Annotated in this window: 15 protein-coding genes; 6 read left to right on the top strand and 9 right to left on the bottom strand. The window is 73.7% G+C overall.

Features of this window, described 5'->3' with window-relative positions:
* Positions 1-107: 107 nt before the first annotated feature.
* Together IL992_RS27810 and IL992_RS27815 are read left to right on the top strand one after the other, a co-directional pair.
* The gene (locus IL992_RS27810) at positions 108-848 is read left to right on the top strand and encodes a peptidylprolyl isomerase (protein ID WP_193206331.1); all 741 of its coding nucleotides are present in this window, start codon (positions 108-110) and stop codon (positions 846-848) included.
* Between the two features lie 70 nt (positions 849-918).
* Positions 919-2,559 (top strand): WS/DGAT/MGAT family O-acyltransferase, encoded by a 1,641-nt coding sequence (locus IL992_RS27815; RefSeq protein ID WP_193206332.1) that lies wholly within the window; start codon positions 919-921, stop codon positions 2,557-2,559.
* Between the two features lie 39 nt (positions 2,560-2,598).
* Here IL992_RS27815 and IL992_RS46600 read toward each other — a convergent pair whose 3' ends face one another.
* Positions 2,599-3,969, bottom strand: a complete 1,371-nt coding sequence (locus tag IL992_RS46600) for a serine/threonine-protein kinase (RefSeq protein WP_319018870.1) — start codon at positions 3,967-3,969, stop codon at positions 2,599-2,601.
* A 172-nt stretch (positions 3,970-4,141) separates the two neighbouring features.
* Between IL992_RS46600 and IL992_RS27825 the strand changes: the two genes are divergently transcribed.
* Together IL992_RS27825 and IL992_RS27830 are read left to right on the top strand one after the other, a co-directional pair.
* The gene (locus IL992_RS27825) at positions 4,142-4,741 is read left to right on the top strand and encodes a TetR family transcriptional regulator (protein WP_193206333.1); all 600 of its coding nucleotides are present in this window, start codon (positions 4,142-4,144) and stop codon (positions 4,739-4,741) included.
* Between the two features lie 204 nt (positions 4,742-4,945).
* Positions 4,946-6,775 (top strand): MFS transporter, encoded by a 1,830-nt coding sequence (locus IL992_RS27830; RefSeq protein ID WP_319018871.1) that lies wholly within the window; start codon positions 4,946-4,948, stop codon positions 6,773-6,775.
* A 123-nt stretch (positions 6,776-6,898) separates the two neighbouring features.
* On the opposite strand, the gene IL992_RS27835 is transcribed toward IL992_RS27830, so the two are convergent.
* The 4 genes from IL992_RS27835 to IL992_RS27850 all read right to left on the bottom strand — a co-directional run bounded on the left by IL992_RS27835 (position 6,899) and on the right by IL992_RS27850 (position 12,619).
* Positions 6,899-7,363, bottom strand: coding sequence for a nitroreductase/quinone reductase family protein (locus tag IL992_RS27835; protein ID WP_193206334.1), 465 nt, complete (start codon positions 7,361-7,363; stop codon positions 6,899-6,901).
* A 6-nt stretch (positions 7,364-7,369) separates the two neighbouring features.
* Positions 7,370-7,999: a hemerythrin domain-containing protein gene (locus IL992_RS27840; RefSeq protein WP_226873909.1), complete on the bottom strand. Its 630-nt coding sequence runs from the start codon at positions 7,997-7,999 to the stop codon at positions 7,370-7,372.
* Between the two features lie 91 nt (positions 8,000-8,090).
* Positions 8,091-11,450, bottom strand: a complete 3,360-nt coding sequence (locus IL992_RS27845) for a BTAD domain-containing putative transcriptional regulator (protein WP_193206335.1) — start codon at positions 11,448-11,450, stop codon at positions 8,091-8,093.
* Positions 11,451-11,569: 119 nt separating this feature from the next.
* Positions 11,570-12,619, bottom strand: coding sequence for a zinc-binding alcohol dehydrogenase family protein (locus tag IL992_RS27850; protein ID WP_193206336.1), 1,050 nt, complete (start codon positions 12,617-12,619; stop codon positions 11,570-11,572).
* Between the two features lie 118 nt (positions 12,620-12,737).
* Here IL992_RS27850 and IL992_RS27855 point away from each other — a divergent pair, with 118 nt between their 5' ends.
* Entirely contained in the window at positions 12,738-13,331 is a 594-nt protein-coding gene (locus IL992_RS27855) for a TetR/AcrR family transcriptional regulator (RefSeq protein ID WP_193206337.1), read from the top strand.
* Between the two features lie 183 nt (positions 13,332-13,514).
* Positions 13,515-14,972, top strand: a complete 1,458-nt coding sequence (locus IL992_RS27860; RefSeq protein ID WP_193206338.1) for an alpha/beta fold hydrolase — start codon at positions 13,515-13,517, stop codon at positions 14,970-14,972.
* Positions 14,973-15,050: 78 nt separating this feature from the next.
* On the opposite strand, the gene IL992_RS27865 is transcribed toward IL992_RS27860, so the two are convergent.
* The 4 genes from IL992_RS27865 to IL992_RS48535 form a co-directional block, all read right to left on the bottom strand.
* Positions 15,051-15,194, bottom strand: a complete 144-nt coding sequence (locus tag IL992_RS27865; RefSeq protein WP_193206339.1) for a hypothetical protein — start codon at positions 15,192-15,194, stop codon at positions 15,051-15,053.
* A gap of 48 nt (positions 15,195-15,242) precedes the next feature.
* A complete protein-coding gene (locus IL992_RS27870) occupies positions 15,243-15,695 on the bottom strand; it encodes a hemerythrin domain-containing protein (protein WP_193206340.1) in 453 nt (150 codons plus the stop codon).
* 67 nt (positions 15,696-15,762) lie between these two features.
* The gene (locus IL992_RS27875) at positions 15,763-16,446 is read right to left on the bottom strand and encodes a response regulator (RefSeq protein ID WP_193206341.1); all 684 of its coding nucleotides are present in this window, start codon (positions 16,444-16,446) and stop codon (positions 15,763-15,765) included.
* Entirely contained in the window at positions 16,443-17,609 is a 1,167-nt protein-coding gene (locus IL992_RS48535) for a sensor histidine kinase (RefSeq protein WP_193206342.1), read from the bottom strand. Before IL992_RS48535 ends, IL992_RS27875 begins: the two co-directional genes overlap by 4 nt.
* Positions 17,610-17,763 lie beyond the last annotated feature (154 nt).

The raw sequence follows: 17,763 nt of genomic DNA on the forward strand, positions 1-17,763 counted from the left end.
GCCCGGGCGCTTCCCGGACCGGCGGCTCCGCACAGGTGTCCCGTGGAGAGGACGGCGGGCGGCGCTCCGACGGTCGCCCACACCCCGATACGAGAACCGCGGCGACGGTGGGGGATCGAGTGATCACGGTCGCCGAGGTGGACCGGCGGCTGCGTCTGATGCGCAGCGGCCCGCTCGCGGCCCGGCTGCCGCGCCCGGAGACCGCCGAGGGCCGCAACCTGCGCCGCTGGCTGGTGCAGGTCATGGTGGCCGAGGCGCTGGCCGAGCAGGAGGCGGCCCGCCTCGGTCTGCCGGCCGGGCACTCGGCGCCGCCGGGACAGTCGCTCTCGCCGGGGCCGCAGGCGGCGCTCACGCTGGCCGGCGCGCTCCGGACGGGCGGCGTCGCGGCCGCCGTCCTGGCGACGAGCCCTGCGGCCAGGGCGGTGTGCCGGGCGCTCGCCGCGGGCCGCGAGCCGTCCGAGGACGAGGTGCGCGACTACTACCGGCGCAACCTCGACCGGTTCGCCACGCCGGAGACGCGCTGGGTCCGCACGTTCGGGCCGGTCCGGCGGGGGCAGATGGCCGGGCCGATCGAGGACGCCGTGTTCGCCGCCCGGGAAGGTGAGACGGTCGGGCCCGTGGAGGGCCCCGGCGGCCCCTGGATCCTGGTGGTCGAGCGGATCGAGGCGGCGCGGCGGGAGCCGTACGCGGCCGTGCGGGGGCGGATCCGCGCGGAGCTGGCGAAGGAGAGCGGGGAGCGGGCCTTCGCCCGCTGGCTCGACGCACGGAACGCCGACTCGGTCGTGCTCACGCCGGGGCACGAGCATCCGGCCGACCCGGCCCAGCCCGACGCCGACCACCGGCACTGACCAGCGAAATCTCCGGTTCGGGGGTGGCCCGGGCGGTCCGACCCCGGCGTTTCGGGGCACGTGAGTAGGCATGGCACAGCAAGTCAGCGCCTTCGACGCGCAGTTCCTCAACTTCGAGACGAGCACCAACCTCGCGCACATCGCGGCGCTCACGATTCTCGACCCCTCCGGCAGGCCGGGCGGCGTGCTGACCCGCGAGGACCTGATCGGGCTGCTCAAGCGGCGGCTCCATCTCGCGCCGCCGCTGCGCAGGCGGCTGGTCGAGGTGCCCTTCGGGCTCGACCACCCCTACTGGGCGGAGGACCGCGAGGTCGACTTCGACTACCACGTACGGGACCTGGCGCTGCCTCCTCCCGGCGACGACCACAAGCTCGCCGAGCAGGTGGCCCGGCTGCACGGGGCACGGCTCGACCGGGGGCGGCCGTTGTGGGAGATCTACCTGATCCAGGGCCTGGCCGGGGGCCGGGTGGCCATCTACACGAAGGTCCACCACGCCGCCGTCGACGGCGTCACCGGGGCCGAGGTGCTTGCCGCCGTGATGGACTTCGAGCCCGAGCCCGCCGCCGTTCCCGCCCCGGAGGCCGGGGCCGAGCCGCAGCCGGCCCCCGACGCGGTGGAGATGGTGATCAGGGGCGTCGCGCGGGTGCTCGACAACCCGTTCGCCCTGCTGCGATTCATCGCCGAGGCGGTGCCGCGGCTGGACGAGGTGCCGTTCGTGGCGCAGCTCCCGGGTGCGGGGCCGGTCTCGCGGTTCGTCCGGGGCATCGGGGGCGGGGATGCCGAGCCTCTGCCCGAACTGCCCCGCATGGTGGTGCCGCGCACGCCGTTCTCCGGGCCGATCTCGCGGCACCGCCGATTCGCATTCGGCCAGTTGCCCCTGGACGAGGTCAAGCGGATCAAGAACGCCTTCGGCGTCACCGTGAACGACGTCGTCATGGCGATGTGCGCCACGGCGCTGCGGCGCTGGCTGGCCAAGCGCGACGAGTTGCCCCGTCAGCCGCTCGTCGCCGGGATCCCGGTCTCCACTCGGGGACAGGCCGCCAACGGCTCGGCCGCCAACGAGGTCATGCTGACCATGACCACCCTGCCGACGGACGTGGCCGACTCGCGTGACCGGCTGCTGTCGGTGAACCGCTCGATGGGCCTGATCAAGGAACGGCTCGCCGCGGCGCCGGCGGCCTGGCTCCTGGAGTTCAGCCAGGCGATGCCGGCCGCGCTGAGCGCACTGGCGGCCAGGTCCGCCTTCCGGATCGCCTCGCGTGCGGCTCCCGCCATGAACCTGCTGGTCTCCAACGTGCCGGGGCCCCAGACGCCGCTCTACGTGTGCGGGGCGCGGGTCACCGCGCTCTACCCGATGTCCGTGATCACGGACGTCAGCGGGGGGATCAACATCACGGTGTTCTCCTACGACGGCAGGCTCGGCTTCGGGATCGTCACCGACCGCGACATGGTGCCCGACGTGTGGGATCTCATCGACTACCTGCGGGACTCCCTGGCCGAGTACGGCGCGCTGGCGGCCTCCGCCGAGCCGGGTACGGCGGGCCCGGGAAAGCGCGCAGAGCCGGGAAAGCCCGCGAAGCCCCGGAGGACGGCGAAGGCCGGCGCGGCGGCGGCCCGCGGCGCGCGGGCGGCAGAGGGGCCGCAGCAGGAGCCGGCTACGGCGCCGAAGCCGAGGCGGACGCGCAAGCCTCCGGAGGCGCCGCCCGCCTGAGGTCCGTTGGCACGTCCCGGCCCATGACCGGCCCGTCGGTCAGGAGTGGGCGTCGTCCGTCGTGTGCGGTCCGGTGTGGTCCGCGCCGAGGCCGGACGTGGAGCCGGGGACGGTAGGGGGCCGTGTCCCAGGCCATGTCCCCTGGCCGCCGTCTCCCAGGGCCAGCGCCGCGATCCCGGCGGTGAGCAGCAGCGCGAAGACGGCGGCGATCACGGCGAACACGATCGACTGCCGGGACATGCCGGTGCGCGGCGGGAGCGCGGGAGCCGACCCCTGCCGGGGGCCCTTCGGCCGGTCACCATCTGACCGGTGACCACGTGGCCGGGGGCCCGGCGCCGCGTTCGGCGCGGTCGCCGCGCGGCGCAGGTCCTGACCGCTCGCGGGAACGCCTCCGGCCGGGCCGGTGAGCGAGTGCCCCGCTGCGGCCGGGGCTCGGGTCTCGACAGGCCGCCGCTCCCCGGGGTGCTGACTGGGCGCCGCGACCGGCCCGGAGGGGGACGGAGCGCTCCACCCCGGGGTGTCGCCGGCCGGGCCCCCGGGTGTGCCGGAGCGCCCGTGATCCGCGGAGGCGGAGCCGTCTGGCGCCAGGGCGGCGAGCGCGTCCCGCAGCCCGGCGGCCGTCCCGATCCGCTGGGCCGGATCGGTCGCCATGCCATGGCGCAGGACGGCGGTGAGCGCGGCGGGCACGCCGGGGATGTCGGGGATCGGCAGGCGATGCAGCGCCATGATGGCGGCGATGTTCACCACGCCGCTGTCCGGGAAGCGCGGCGGCCTGCCCTGGAGCAGGGCGTACAACGTGGCCGCGAGCGCGTACACGTCCCCGGCGGCCGTGGGCTCGGTGAGGTCGAACGCCTCCGGCGGGGCGTAGGCGGGCGTGAGCGACTCGCGCGTGACCGACACCTCGCCCCGCGCCGCGCCGCCCTGCCCCGGCATCGTGGCCAGCCCGAAGTCCGACAGGGCCACCATGCCGTACGAGTTGACCAGGATGTTGGCGGGCTTGACGTCGCGGTGGAGGACGCCCACGGCGTGGGCGGCGGCCAGCGCGTCGGCGATCTTGATGCCGATGTCGCGCACCTCGCGGGGGCCGAGCGGGCCGGCGTCGCGCAGCCGGTCGGCCAGCGAGCCGTTCGGGCACAGCTCAAGCACCATGTACGGCCGGCCGTCGGGCAGCACGCCCGCGTCGTACACGTCGGCCACGTGGGGGTGGCCGGACAGGGCGCCGGCGGAGGTCACCTCGCGCATGAACCTGCGCCGGTCGCGGTCGGAGACGAGCACGCGGTTGTCGACCTTGAGCGCGACCTCGCGGCCCACCGCGAGCTGCCTGGCCCGGTACACGACCCCGAAGCCTCCCTGGCCGAGGATGCCGAGCACCTCGTAGCCCGGCACCAGCGGCCCGCCCGCCTCGCCCACCCCGCACCTCCAGAGGACCCGGCGGAACCGGGACACCACAACCGTGACACCACAACCGTGACACCACAAAAACCCGGACCAGAAAACCCGCGTCCGGCACATTACCGGAGTGATCGCCCATAGGGCCCTGTCTTGATCCAGGAGACGCGGAATCGGCACCTATGCTGTGCTCATGACGGGGCTCACGACGGGAGGCACCAGCACGGGCGGCCGGAGCCCGGAGCGGCGCAGGGACCTGCTCGACGCGGCCGACCGGGTGATCCGCAGGGAGGGCCCGCAGGCGTCGATGGCCGCGATCGCGGCGGAGGCGGGGATCACCAAGCCGATCCTCTACCGCCACTTCGGGGACAAGAGCGGCCTTTACCAGGCGCTCGCGGAACGCCACACGCGCGTCGTGATCGACCTGCTGCGCCCGGAGTTCGCCAGGGCCATGGCCGACCCCCGGGTCCGCGCCCGGGGCACCATAGAGGCGTACCTGGAGACCATCTCGGCCAACCCCAACCTCTATCGCTTCCTGTTCCACCGGGCCAGCGCCGAGGACAGCCGCACCCGCACGCAGATGGCGGCCATCGTGCGCAGCGTCGGCGAGGAGCTGGGCGCGGTGCTCGCGGAGGAGGGCGTCGCCGACCCCGTACGCGCCCGGGTGCTCGGCCACGCGTTCGTCGGCATGGTGCGGGCGATCGGCGACTGGTGGCTGGAGAACCCCGGGCTCGACCGGGACACGGTGGTGGACAGCCTCGTCGACGTGATCGCCGGGGCGCTCACGTCCTGACGCGGCCTCCTCCGTCGCCCTCAATCAGGTCAGATAACGCCCAAATCCGTTTAAGGGCCCCATAGGGGCCTTCATTGCGCATGCCCGCGAAACATCGATGTCACCCGGTCGGGGTAATTTAGTTGCGCTAACTAACTGTCCGTCCGTCGCGCCGCGCGGAAACAGGCCGTGCGCTGTACGGACCAAGAGGAGGGGAACCACTCCGTGGCCGTAGCGAACCAGTCCCTGGCGGGGGCGTCGCCGCACTCGGCGCCGTCCTCGCGGTACAAATGGATCGCGCTGTCCAACACCACCCTCGGCGTCCTGATGGTGACGATCAACCAGTCCATCGTGCTGATCGCCCTTCCGGACGTCTTCCGCGGCATCCACCTGAACCCGCTCGACCCCGGCAACACGGGCTACCTGCTGTGGATGATGATGGGCTTCATGGTCGTCACGGCCGTGCTGGTGGTGATGTTCGGCCGCCTGGGCGACATGTTCGGCCGGGTCCGCATGTACAACCTCGGGTTCGCGGTCTTCAGCCTGTGCTCGATCATGCTGTCGCTGACCTGGATGGACGGCGACGCCGGGGCGATGTGGCTGATCGGATGGCGGATCGTGCAGGGCATCGGCGGCGCGTTGCTGTTCGCCAACTCCACCGCGATCCTCACCGACGCCTTCCCCGTACGCCAGCGCGGCACCGCGCTCGGCATCAACTCGATCGCCGCCATCGCGGGCTCCTTCCTCGGCCTGGTCATCGGAGGGGTCCTCGCCCCGGTGAACTGGAAGGCGATCTTCCTCGTCTCCGTGCCGTTCGGCGTCTTCGGCACCATCTGGGCGTACGTCAAGCTCAAGGACAACGGCGTGCGGCGCCGGGCGCGGATGGACTGGTGGGGCAACGCGACCTTCGCCGTCGGCCTCATCGCGCTGCTGGTCGGCATCACCTACGGCATCCAGCCGTACGGGACCGGCGTGATGGGCTGGGGCAACCCCTGGGTGATCGCCGCGCTCGGCGGAGGCGTCCTGCTGCTCGCGCTGTTCGCCTGGATCGAGACCAGGGTGGACGAGCCGCTGTTCCGGCTCGCGCTGTTCCGCAACCGCGCCTTCCTCGCGGGCAACGTCGCCAGCCTGCTGACCGCCCTCGGGCGCGGCGGCCTGCAGTTCATGCTGATCATCTGGCTGCAGGGCATCTGGCTGCCGCTGCACGGCTACAGCTTCGAGGAGACGCCCCTGTGGGCGGGCATCTACATGATCCCGCTGACCGTGGGCTTCCTGCTGTCGGCTCCGGTCTCCGGCTGGCTGTCGGACCGGTTCGGGCCGAGGATGTTCACGGTCGGCGGCGCCCTGGTCACCGCGGCGAGCTTCTACGCCCTGATGACCCTGCCGACGGACTTCGGCTACGGCGTCTTCGCGCTGCTCATCCTGATCAACGGCGTCGGGTCCGGCCTGTTCTCCTCGCCCAACCGGGCGGAGATCATGAACTCGGTCCCGGCGGAGTCCCGCGGTGTCGGCGCGGGCATGACCGCCACCTTCCAGAACTCCTCGATGGTCCTGTCCATCGGCGTGTTCTTCAGCCTGATGATCGCGGGTCTGGCGCAGTCGCTGCCGCACACGATGCACGACGAGCTGGTCGCCCAGGGCGTGCCCGCCGCGCAGGCCGAGGGCATCGCCCAGCTGCCGCCGATCGCCGTGCTGTTCGCGGCGTTCCTCGGGTACAACCCGTTCCGGCAGCTCCTCGGCGGCATCCTGGACCGGCTGCCCGACGGCGGCGCCCACCTGACGAGCAAGGAGTTCTTCCCGCACCTCATCGCGGGCCCCTTCCATCAGGGCCTGGTCATCGCCTTCTGGTTCGCCGTGGCCGCGTGTCTGGTGGCCGCCCTGTCGTCGCTGCTGACCGGCCGCGTCGGCCGCAGGCACCGCGCCGCCGCCCACGAGTCGCTCGGCTCCGAGCTCGCCGCGGTCTCCGGCGAGGCCGGCCTGGCCGGCAACGAGCTGGTCATCCCGGACGAGGAGTTCGGCGCCCGGCGCGCCGCACCGGACACGACGAAGCCCTGACGTTCCCGCCGCGTCCCCGGCTCGTCCTCACGGGGCCGGGGCGCGGCGGGTCGGGCCGGCACCTCGGCGGGCCGGATCACGCCGTACCGGCGGGGTGGCGGCCCGCCGTACCGGCGGGCCGGATCACGCCGGGAGGGCGTCGAGGGGGTCGAGCACCACGACCGGGATGCGGCGCGGCGTCATGCCCTTGTAAACCTCGTAGACGGGGTGCCGCCGGCTCATCGTCCGCCACAGGCGCTCGTACTCCTCGCCCGTGGCCTCGACGGCGCGCACCCTGAGCGCGGTGAGCCCGGCGTCGCCGCCCACCTCGATCTCGGCGACGGGGTCGTCCCGCAGGTTGAGCCACCAGGCGGGAGTGGTGTCGTCGCCGCCGTTGGAGGCGATCACGACGAAGCGCCGGCCGTCCCTGCCGTAGCCGACCGGCCGGGTCCGGGGCAGGCCGGTCCTGCGGCCCCGGGTGGTGAGGAGCAGGACGGGGATGCCGCGCATGGTGGCGGGCCTTCGCCCGCCGGTCCTGCGGTAGGTGCGCACCTGCCAGTCGCAGATGCACTTGATCGCCAGGTTGAACAGGCGGGAGCGTCGTGCCATGTCCGCTCAGCTCCCGAAGACGATCCGCCGGCGGCGCCGGTGTCCGGGGCGGAGCAGTATCAGCAGCAGGCTGAGGACCGGCCCGGCGAGCTTGCGGATGTGCGCCATCTCGTCCGGGCTCGCGTACCGGTCGACCCAGGCGAGCTCGAAACGCGGGTCGCCGCCCCTGAGCGATTTCTCCATCTCCTTCCAGTCGGCCGCCGGCACGTACTTCTCGATGACCGGGAAGATCCTGCGCTCCTCCTCCTCGATGTGCTCGTCGATGAGCTCCGACAGCGTGCGCAGCGCGGCCGCCAGGTCGCCGACGCCCCGGCCGCCCGCGAAGGCCCGTGCCGTCGCGCGGACCCGGTCGAGCAGGGGGTCGAGTTCGGAGTGGTCGTCGGAGAGGTCGGCGAGGTCCACGGCGGCGCCCGCCGACCGTTCGATCACCGGCCAGACGACCTCGTCCTCCCTGCTGTGGTGGTGATGGATCGCCGCGCAGACGTCCTCCGCGTAGCGGGCGACGGCGGCGGCGCGGGCGGAGTCGGCCCGTCCGCGTCCCGCGTCGAGGTCCTCGGCGAGCGCGCGGAGCCGGTGCAGGTCGCCGCGCATGGCGCGGTGGATGATGCGGATCCCGGTGAGGTCGGGCGTGTCCAACGTGAGCCTCCATGATGTCCGAATCGGTCTCGGAACCACGGTGGCCCCGCCCGCTAAACGCCTGTTTGGCGGCCACTTGGCGGTGTTGTCCTCACGATTTCAGCATGTCGAGCGCCCGCGTCGCCTCCTCACGCCAGTGCGGCGAGCCGAGCCGTCCGGCGACGCCCGCCGCCGTGGCGTAGTGCTCCGCCGCCGCGGCGGGATCGCCCAGGAACTCCGCCAGCCGCCCGAGTACGAGGCCGGTGGGGCCGAGCGTGATCGCGACGGTGTGCAGGCCGGCCATCTCTCCCCGGAACGGAAGGAGAAGCCGGTAGCACTCCTCGGCCACCTCCCGGGCGCCGAGGGCCATCGCGGTGCCGGCGCGGAGCGCCACGTTGATCGTGTGATAGACCCACCGGGTCGGCCAGCGGTCCGGCCAGGCGGACCGGGCTTCCTCAAGACGCCCGGCGGCGACCAGCGCGCCGACGTAGAACTCGTCGATCTCGTCGGGGATGGCCTCGCGGGCGGCGGCGAGTTCGGCCACCGACTCGTGCGCACGGCCACAGGCGAGGCGTACGACGAACCGGGCCAGGCTCCCGAAGACCATGTCGTTCTGGCCCCCCGCCTCTCCCATCCGGTCGGACAGCACCGTGTAGGCCGCCTCGGCCTGCTCGAACTCTCCCTCAACCAGGAGGCGGAGGGCGTCGAGGAACGCGATGATGGCCAGGACGAGGCCCAGCTGGCCGCTGGTGGAGTATTCCACCGCCCGCGCGGCGTGCGTCTGGGCCGTGGCCCAATCGTTTCGCCCCAGCGCGACCATGGTCAGCGCGTGGTGGGCGACGGTCTGGTAGCCGAGCAGCCCGTCCCGTGCGGAGATCTCCAGCAGTTCGTGCCCGATCGCCTCCAGCTCGTCGCGGTGGCCCGGCACGAACGTCGACCAGTAGCGTGCGCCGAGCGCCAGGCACAGCAGGCGGGGGTCGCCGAGGCCCCGGGCGATCTCGACGGCCTCGGCGCTCGCGACCCCGACGAGCTCTTCGTCGTGACCGCCCATCTCGTAGGCCAGGGCGGCGAGCAGCCGGCAGCGGAGTTCGCCGGCCACGACCGGCAGACAGGAGCGGATGGCGTCCACGAGGTCCGGGTCGGCGGTGGGATCGTTCTTCCAGATCATGGGCGCGTCGTTGGCGACCGCGGCGCGGGCGACGGCGAGGGGGTCGCCGAGCCGCCGGGCCGTCGCCAGGGCACGCGTGCGCGTGGCCGTCGCCCGTACGAGATCGCCCGCGCTCGCCTGCGCGGAGACCAGGCGGCACAACAGGTCCAGCCGGAGATCGTCCGCGGGCTCGGTCGCGAGATCCAGGGCCTCGAGTGCGCCCTCGAGCAGGGTCGCCGCCTCCCTGTGGGCGTACACGCCGGACGCCTGCTCGGCCGCCCGGCATGCGTACTCCGCGGCCGCGCGCGCCGTGGCCGGCGTGGCGGCGGCGAGCGCGTGGTAGCCGAGCGCGCCGACGTCGCCCGGGTGCACCCGCTCCAGTGCGGTGAGCACCCTCGCGTGCAGCCGCGTACGGCGCAGCCGGGGGATGTCCTCGTAGAGGGTCTCGCGGACCAGGACGTGCGTGAACCGGACCCTGCCGGGGGTCGGCTCGGTGAGCAGCCCGGCGAGCACCCCCGCCTCCAGGCCGTCGAGGACGGTCTCCTCGACGGCGTCCTGGACGGCGACCAGCACGTCGACGTCGGCGTCCCTGCCCATGACGGCGGCGTTGCGCAGGGTCGTCTGCGCCGTCGCGGGGAGGCGGGCGATCCGCCTGCGGATGAGGTCGCGGACCCCGGGCGGCAGCGAGCGCGCCGCCGACACGCCCTCGGTCGCCAGCAGCCGGGCGGTCTCGGCCACGAACAGCGGATTGCCTCCGGTGCGCTCGGCGACCGTCCGGACGGTGCCGGGGTCCACCTCCATGCCGGACCGTTCCACCAGCAGGCGCCGGACGTCGTCCTCGCCGAGCCCCTGCAGGGTCACGTTCTCGGCCGTCTGCACGGCCAGGGCGGCTCCGGCCGCCGTCAGGTCGTCGCCCGCCTCGGACGGCCGGTGGGTGAGGACCACCAGGACCGGGGTGCCCGCCAGCCTGGCCGCCAGATGGCGGAGCAGCTCGAGGGTCGCGTCGTCGGCGCGGTGCGCGTCCTCAAGCACGAGCAGCAGCGGCCCCGGCACGCTCTCCAGGTAGTCGCCCACCGCCTGAGCCAGCCGGAACTGACCGGCACCGGGGGAGTCCTCCTTCAGCAGGGGCGCGAGCCGCGCCTCCGTCGCGGGATCCGGGGGATGGGCGGCGAACAGGGTCCGCAGGACCTCGCTCCACGCCCACGCGGGAGGCACTCCGCCGAGCGTCTCGGGGCACCGGCCGACCGCGACCCGCCAGCCCTCGTCGCCGAGACGCCGCAGCAGGGCGTCGGCCAGCGTGCTCTTGCCCGCGCCGGGATCCCCGCCGACCCAGGCCACGCGGAACCCGCGCCCGGCCTGCTCCGCGGCGGAGACCAGGCGGGCGAGCTCCGCCGTACGGCTGATCATCCGGGGCGGCGGCGCGGCCGGCGACGGAGCGCGCAGTGACGGTGCGGTCGGCGACTGCGCGGCCCGTGACTGCGCGGCCCGTGACTGCGCGGCCGCTGACTGTGCGGCAGGTGGCGGGGCGACAGACGCGGGCGCGGTGACGGTCTTCGGCGCGTCGAGGGCCTCGCTGTGCGCGAGAATGCCGGCTTCGAGCGCCCGCAGGGCGGGGCCCGGGTCCATGCCCAGCTCTTCCGCGAGCCTGGCCCGGGTCCTGCGCAGCGCCGCCAGGGCGTCGGCCTGCCGTCCCGAGCGGTAGTAGGCGAGGGCCAGGAGCCGTACGGCGTCCTCGCGCAACGGGTGGTCGGCGACGTGCCGCTCCAGCTCCGGCACGACCTCGGCATGCCGCCCGAGGGCGAGCTTCGCCTCCGCGCGATACTCGGCGGCCAGGACCCGCAGCTCCTCCAGCCGCGCCGCCTCCGGCACCGCCCAGTCCTCGTCGCCGAACTCGGCGAAGGCGGCCCCCCTCCACAGCGACAGGGCCTCGTCGATCACGCGCAGTGCCCCCGGCGGATCTCCCTCGGCGAGGAGGGCGGACGCCGTGTTCACGAGCGTGGGGAGACGCCAGGCGTCGACGGCGTCGGCGTCGAGGTGCAGCGCGTATCCGGGCGGGGCGGTCACCAGGACCTTCGCCGGGGTCCGCGGCGCGCGGCCAGGTTCGAGGAGACGGCGCAGGTTGGACACGTAGACCTGCAGCGCCCCCAGCGCCTTCGGCGGGGGCTGGCCTTGCCACAGGTCGTCGATGAACCGGTCGGTCGAGACCACGTGCCCGCCGGCACAGATCAGCCGCGCCAGCACCGCCCGCTGCAGCGGCGGCCCCAGATCGACAGGACGCCCGCCCACCTCGGCCCGGAACTGCCCGAGAACCCATAAACGCACCATTTCCAGGAGAGCATAGGGACCGTTCCCATGCCTGGTATAGATCCGCATCCGCAGATCGACGCGCGGCCCGCTCCGGCTCGGGACCGGCGGACCGCGCCACGCCCGGGCCGGTGGCGCGCTCAGACGGCGACGACGAGCTTGGTCGCCGAGATGCCGCCTCGAAGCTGCCGCAGCGCGTCGGGGACGCGGGCGAGTCCGTGGCCGACGACGGTGGCGTCCGGTGCGGCCCGGTAGGCGCCGGTGGCGAGCGCGGTCGGGAGGAAACCGGCGTAGATCGCCGGTCCGACCTCGTTGTCCTTCAGAGTGCCGCCCCAGATCCCGGTCACCCGCACCCCGAGTCGCCGTGCCCGCGGGGACCGTATGCGTACGAGCCACCCGGGCTGCGCCGACGCGACGCGCTTGCTGCCCGTGGTGCGGGATGCGATCGCGACCGCCGGTGCGAGTGACCCGGATCCGATGGCGAGCGTGCCGGCGAGCGGGCTGTCGCCGATCCGGTCCACGATCTCGTCGACCGCGGCGGGGCTGCGGCGGTCGACCGCCTCGGCCGCGCCCAGAGACCGGACGTAGTCGAAGTTGCGCGGTGAGGCGGTCGCCACCACGCGGTAGCCGGCGTTGCGGGCGAGCTGGATCGCGTTGCTCCCGACGCTCGTCGAACCGCCCCACACGAGCACCGTCTCCGGCCGCTCGACGGGGTCGGAGACGGGCATCGCCAGCCCGAGGTGGTCCTGCTGGAACATGCCGGTCGCCGCGGTCGAAAGCGCCAGCGGCAGCACGGCGGCCCGCTCGAAGGACAGCGAGTCGGGAATCGGGGAGACCATGTGCTGCATGAGCACGACATAGTGCTGGAAGGCGCCCTCCGCAGCGCGGTTTCGCGACTTCTCGACGCCGAACGCGTGCCCGAGAACGCGATCGCCCGGTCGCAGCCGCGTGACGCCTGTGCCGACCTCGACGACCTCGCCGGCGACGTCCGAGCCCACCACGGCCGGGAAGGTCAGCCAGGGCAGGACCACGCGATACAGGAAGCCCGGTATGCCGTCGATGAAGTTCACGGCGACCGCCCGCACTCGGACGACGACCTCGTTCGCCGCCGGGGGTGTGTAGGGGGCGGGCCCCACCTCGAAGCGCGCGCCTCGCTTCGGCAGCCACAGTGCGATGTTCTGCTCGCTCATCTCAAGGTCTCTTTCCTCGTGTGATCGCTGGGCTGCGTCGTCGGACCACGCGAGCCGCATCCGCAGACTAGACACTGTCTAGTATCTAGTCAACGTCTACTTTCAGTATCATGAGGTCGTGACCGCTCGGCCTTTCCACCATGGCAATCTCCGGGCCGTGCTGCTCGACCGGGCGGAGGCGGTGCTTCGCGAGCGTGGGATCGACGCCCTGTCCCTCCGGGAACTGGCGCGTGAGGCGGGCGTCAGTCATGGAGCCCCCCGGAGTCATTTCATCGATCGGAGCGCGCTCCTCGACGCTTTGGCGGAACGGGGCTTCGTCCGGCTCGCCGACGAGATCCGCGAGGCGGCTGCGAGCGAGCCCGACGACTATGCACGCGCCCTTCACGCGGCGGCCTCGGCGTACGTGAGGTTCGCCGTGAAGGAGCCGGCACTGCTCGATCTCATGTTCGCGGCGAAGGTGGACGCCCCGTCGCAGGCGGTCCGAAACGCCGCGGAGCGCCTGTTCGACATCATGACCGGCATCATGAGCGCGGGTGTCGGAGCGGGCGCAGACGACGCAGACGACGCCGGCCGGCTGACGCTGCTGCTGGCCGCGACCGTTCAGGGCATCTCGGCGCTCGTCACGTCCCGGCGGATCACGATGTCCCAGGGCGAGGCGCTCGTCGACGACGCGATCACACGCTTCCTCGTGGGGCCGGCGACCGGGCGGTAGCCGTACCGCGGAGGCCGGTCCGCTCGGGCGGGCGCCCAGTGGTCACGCACCGCACGTTCCGGCACACCCTCCTGGCGGCGGGGGGCATCCCCACGTCCGATCGGGGGGCCTCTCGGATTTCGCCGCGCATGCGTCTCGACGAGCGTGAGAGACAGCGGCACAACCCGAAGGAGGACACGACGCATGCGTGGCAGAACACGACTCGTGGCCGCCGGGCTCGCGACGGCGGCGATGACGGCCGGGCTCGTCCCGGCGCAGGCCCGGGCCGCGGGGGAGCGGCCGGCGATCGAGTGGACGGCCTGCGCCGATGGCGGGCTCCCGGCGGGAACGCGGTGCGGCACGATCGACGTGCCGCTCGACTGGGCGCACCCGGACGGGAGAACGACGACCCTGCGCATCGCGCGGGTGCCGGCCACCGATCCCGCACACCGGATCGGCGGAGTGCTGCACATCCCCGGCGGCCCCGGCAACAGCGGGATCGAGGACATCAAACGGGCGGCGGGGGACCTCGCCGAGATCAGGGAGCGCTTCGACCTCATCGCCTACGATCCGCGCAACACCGGGCTCGCCGCCACGCTGCCCGAGTCCTGCGCGCAGCCGGCGGTGCCGGCCCTGACCGAGCCCCGCGACCGGGCCGAGTACGACGCCCAGGCCGGGGCGATCGCCGCGGCCATGCGCAGGTGCCTGGCCGAGGACCGCAGCGGGCTGTACGGCAGGCTCGACTCGGTGTCGGTGGCCCGCGACATGGAGGCGATCCGCGCGGCCCTGGGCGAGCGGCGGCTCAGCTTCATGGCCAACTCCGCCGGAGGGGTGCCGGCCGAGGCCTACCTCCGGCTGTTCCCGGAACACGTCCGCGCCATGTACCTCGACGGCGTGATCAACCAGACCGCCGGCTGGGCGAACCAGTATCTGCTGGCCTACCCGGGCCTGGAGCGGATGTTCGGCCGCTTCACCGCCTGGTGCGCGGAGACCACCGCCTGCGCCCTGCACGGGGAGGACGCCGGGAAGGTCTGGCGCGACCTCACCGCGCGGGCCGACAGGTCGCCGATCCCGGTCACCTCCGAGCGGTTCGGCCCGGGGAAGCTGACCGGCTCCTCCCTGCGCTGGTTCGGGTTCCCCGCCGACCCCGGGCCGGGGAACTCCCGATGGCCGACCTTCGCGGAGGCGGTCGACAAGGCCCGGCACGGCGACGGCTCGGGCTTCGCCGACGCCGCCCTGGGCAACTCCCGCGTCTGGACGATGCCCCTCCTGCTCGGCATGACCTGCGGCGACGACCGGGGCTACCACGGGTACGAGGAGTACGTCAGGGTCCGCCGCGAGGCGCGCAGGATCTCCCCGAACCTCGGCGGCGCGACCTTCGACCAGCTCGGCTGCGCGGGGTGGCCGCTGCCGGTCGCGAACCCGTCCCGTCCCCTGCCGGTCCGCGGCCTGCCGCCGCTGCTCGGCGCGGGCACCTGGGGCGACTTCGCGTGGACCGACAGCCTGGTCCGGCGGGTCCCCGGCTCGGCCACGATCCAGTACGAGGGACCCGGCCACGTCCTCTATCTGTCCGGCAACCGGTGCGCGATCGGGCACGCCACGCGGTATCTCACGGACCTGACGCTGCCCCCGCGCGGCACCGTCTGCCTGCCCGGCGACTGACCGGGCTCCCCGGGCTCCCTGGATGCGGCCTCCGCACCGCCGTGGCGGAGGCCGCCGGCCGGGTCACCCGTACACCTGTCACTCATACACGTGCGAGACCCGGCGCTCGTAGGAGCGGCGCCAGGAGAGCCGGTAGAGGATCCACATGATGGCCGGAGCGGTCCCGAAGATGGGGTCGCGGTCGGCGGGGGTGGCCACGTCGAGCAGCCAGGCGGCGAGCATCGGCAGGTCGCGGCCGTGGCTCTTGGTGACCTTCTTGCCCGACTCCTCCTACCAGGCCGCGCTGACGTGCTCCCTGATCAGCGGGACGACCTCGGACTCCTCCAGGTCGAGGTGGGTGTTCAGCAGCCGGTCGAGCGCGCGCAGGTCGGCCGCGACCTCGCGGGCCGGCCTGCCACCGCCGGAGAGCCTGCCGGTGACGGTGTCCATCTCCTGGTGGTCGGCCTCCAGCCGGTCCAGCGTCGCGGCGGCTTCCGGGACGAGACCGCGGAGCAGCGGCCAGATCGCCTCGTCCTCCTCGGTGTGGTGGTGGTGCACGCGCTGCAGCAGCGCGTGGTGCTCGTCGACGACCGCGCGGCGCCGCTCGTCGCGGGGGTCGCAGCGGTCGAGGACCTCGGCCAGCCTGCCGAACTCGCGCCGCAGGCCGGCGTGGAAGACGAGGAACGTGACGAGGTCGGGAGCGGGGTCGCCCGGCCGGCGCCGGGTCTGCGTCGGTGTTGTCATGGCCGCACGATGCGCGAGCCGCCTTCACCGCCACTCAACGCCCACTTGCGGCCCACCCCCGGCGGCGTCAGCGTGTCGTGAAGGGGATGTCGGACGCGCCGGGACGCACGAGGCCCTCCTCGTACGCGAGGACGACGGCCTGGACGCGATCGCGCAGGCCGAGCTTGGCGAGCAGGTGGGTGATGTGCGTCTTCACCGTCGCCTCGGACAGGTGCAGCTCACGCGCGATCTCCGCGTTCGACAGGGCCCTGGCCATGGCGCGGAGCACGTCGGTCTCGCGTTCGGTGAGCCGAGCCAGCCGCTCGCCGGGCACTCGCGTGGCGGCGGGTTGCTGGGCGAATCGCTCGATCAACCGCCGGGTCACCGAGGGGGCGAGCAGGGCCTGCCCGGCGGCGACGGTGCGGACGGCGGGGGCGAGCCGGTCGGCGGGCGTGTCCTTGAGCAGGAACCCACTGGCCCCCGCGCGCAGCGCGGCGTAGACGTACTCGTCGAGGTCGAACGTGGTGAGCATCAGGACCCGCAGCGGGGTGGAGTCGTCGGCGAGCAGCCGACGGGTGGCGGCGAGCCCGTCGAGGTGCGGCATCCGGACGTCCATCAGCACGACCTCCGGCCGAAGCCGCCGGCACGCTTCGACCGCCTCGAGCCCGTCGTTCGCCTCGGCGACCACCTCGATGTCGCCGTCGTTCTCGAGAATGGCACGGAACCCGCCGCGGACGAGCGCCTGATCGTCGGCGATGACGACGCGGATCATGCGGCAGGCTCCGGCAGCGGGAGGGTGGCGCGCACGAGGTAGCCGCCGCCGGCCCGGGGGCCCGCCTCGAGCCGCCCGCCGAACAGCGCGACCCGTTCCCGCATCCCGACGAGCCCGTGCCCCGCGCCCGCCCGGGCCAGCACGGGCCGCCGTCCGCCGGCGTTGGACACCTGCAGGTCCAGCCGGCCCTGGCCGTAGCCGATGCGGACCGTGGCCGTGGTCGGCCCGGCGTGCTTGAGCGCGTTGGTCAGCGCCTCCTGCACGATCCGGTACGCCGACAGGTCCAGGCCCGGCGGCAGGTCGCGTCGTGCGCCGTGGACCTCCAGACGCACGTCGAGACCGGACGCCCGCAGCTGCGCGAGCAGGTCGTCGATCCCGGCCAGGCCCGGCTGCGGGTCCACGGCGGTCGCCTCGTCGCCGGCGCGGAGCACCCCGAGCAGCTGCCTGAGCTCGCCCAGCGCCTCCCGCCCGCTGTTCTCCACCACACGCAGCGCCTCCTCCGCGGCGGCGGGATCGCGCCGCAACCGCAGCCGGGCCGACCCGGCCTGCACCACCATCACGCTCACGCTGTGCGCGACGACGTCATGGAGTTCACGGGCGATCCGGGCCCGCTCGGCGGCCGCGGCGGCCTGTTCGCGCAGCGCCGCCGACTCGGCCAGGGTCAGCAGGTCGTCCCCGAGCAGCTCGTGCCGGCGCTGCCAGCCCCGCATCACCTGCCCGGCCGCCCATCCGACGCCGAACACACCCGTGGAGAACGCCACCTCGTTGAGACTGCGGAAGACCGGGAGCGCGGTGGCGACCAGCGCGACGGTCACGGCCGGCACCGGCAGCGCCCAACGGTCCCGTGGCGGAGCGGCGTGACGGGAGGCGCTGTAGACCGCCACGTCGAGGGTCATCGGCCCGCCCCAGAACGGGATGCTGCGGTCGACGACGAGGGTCGGCAGGGCCATCGCCAGCCCGACCAGCACCAGGACCGTCAGGGGGGCGCGACGCCGCCAGACCAGCGGCAGCGGGATCAGCGCGGCCAGCACGGCGCTGACGGCGTACGGCGCGCTGCCCAGGTAGCCGACGCTGCCGTACCGCACCTCGACCTGACCCACGACGACCAGCGCCAGCGCCAGCGCCGCGTCCGCGGGCCGGCCACGCACCCGATCACGCCACACGCCCGTCAGTCTAGGCAGGCCGGTGGCGCCGCCACATCGGCACAAGGTCGGTCCCCGCCATCGATCGAAGGTCGTAGCCGGGCCCCGGGGATCTGCGCGTCGAGGTCGATCCGCCGAGGACCCGCGCGCTCCTACGGTTCGGCCATCACCAGCC

Origin of the sequence: Microbispora sitophila (genome assembly GCF_014892245.1) — a bacterium.
GTDB classification, from domain to species: Bacteria; Actinomycetota; Actinomycetes; order Streptosporangiales; family Streptosporangiaceae; genus Microbispora; species Microbispora siamensis.

Coding starts and splice junctions, on each gene's coding strand:
- IL992_RS27815 (WP_193206332.1), top strand. CDS start 919: ATGGCACAGCAAGTCAGCGCCTTCGACGCGCAGTTCCTCAACTTCGAG.
- IL992_RS27825 (WP_193206333.1), top strand. CDS start 4,142: ATGACGGGGCTCACGACGGGAGGCACCAGCACGGGCGGCCGGAGCCCG.
- IL992_RS27835 (WP_193206334.1), bottom strand. CDS start 7,363: ATGGCACGACGCTCCCGCCTGTTCAACCTGGCGATCAAGTGCATCTGC.
- IL992_RS27845 (WP_193206335.1), bottom strand. CDS start 11,450: ATGGTGCGTTTATGGGTTCTCGGGCAGTTCCGGGCCGAGGTGGGCGGG.
- IL992_RS27850 (WP_193206336.1), bottom strand. CDS start 12,619: ATGAGCGAGCAGAACATCGCACTGTGGCTGCCGAAGCGAGGCGCGCGC.
- IL992_RS27860 (WP_193206338.1), top strand. CDS start 13,515: ATGCGTGGCAGAACACGACTCGTGGCCGCCGGGCTCGCGACGGCGGCG.
- IL992_RS27865 (WP_193206339.1), bottom strand. CDS start 15,194: ATGCTCGCCGCCTGGCTGCTCGACGTGGCCACCCCCGCCGACCGCGAC.
- IL992_RS27870 (WP_193206340.1), bottom strand. CDS start 15,695: ATGACAACACCGACGCAGACCCGGCGCCGGCCGGGCGACCCCGCTCCC.
- IL992_RS27875 (WP_193206341.1), bottom strand. CDS start 16,446: ATGATCCGCGTCGTCATCGCCGACGATCAGGCGCTCGTCCGCGGCGGG.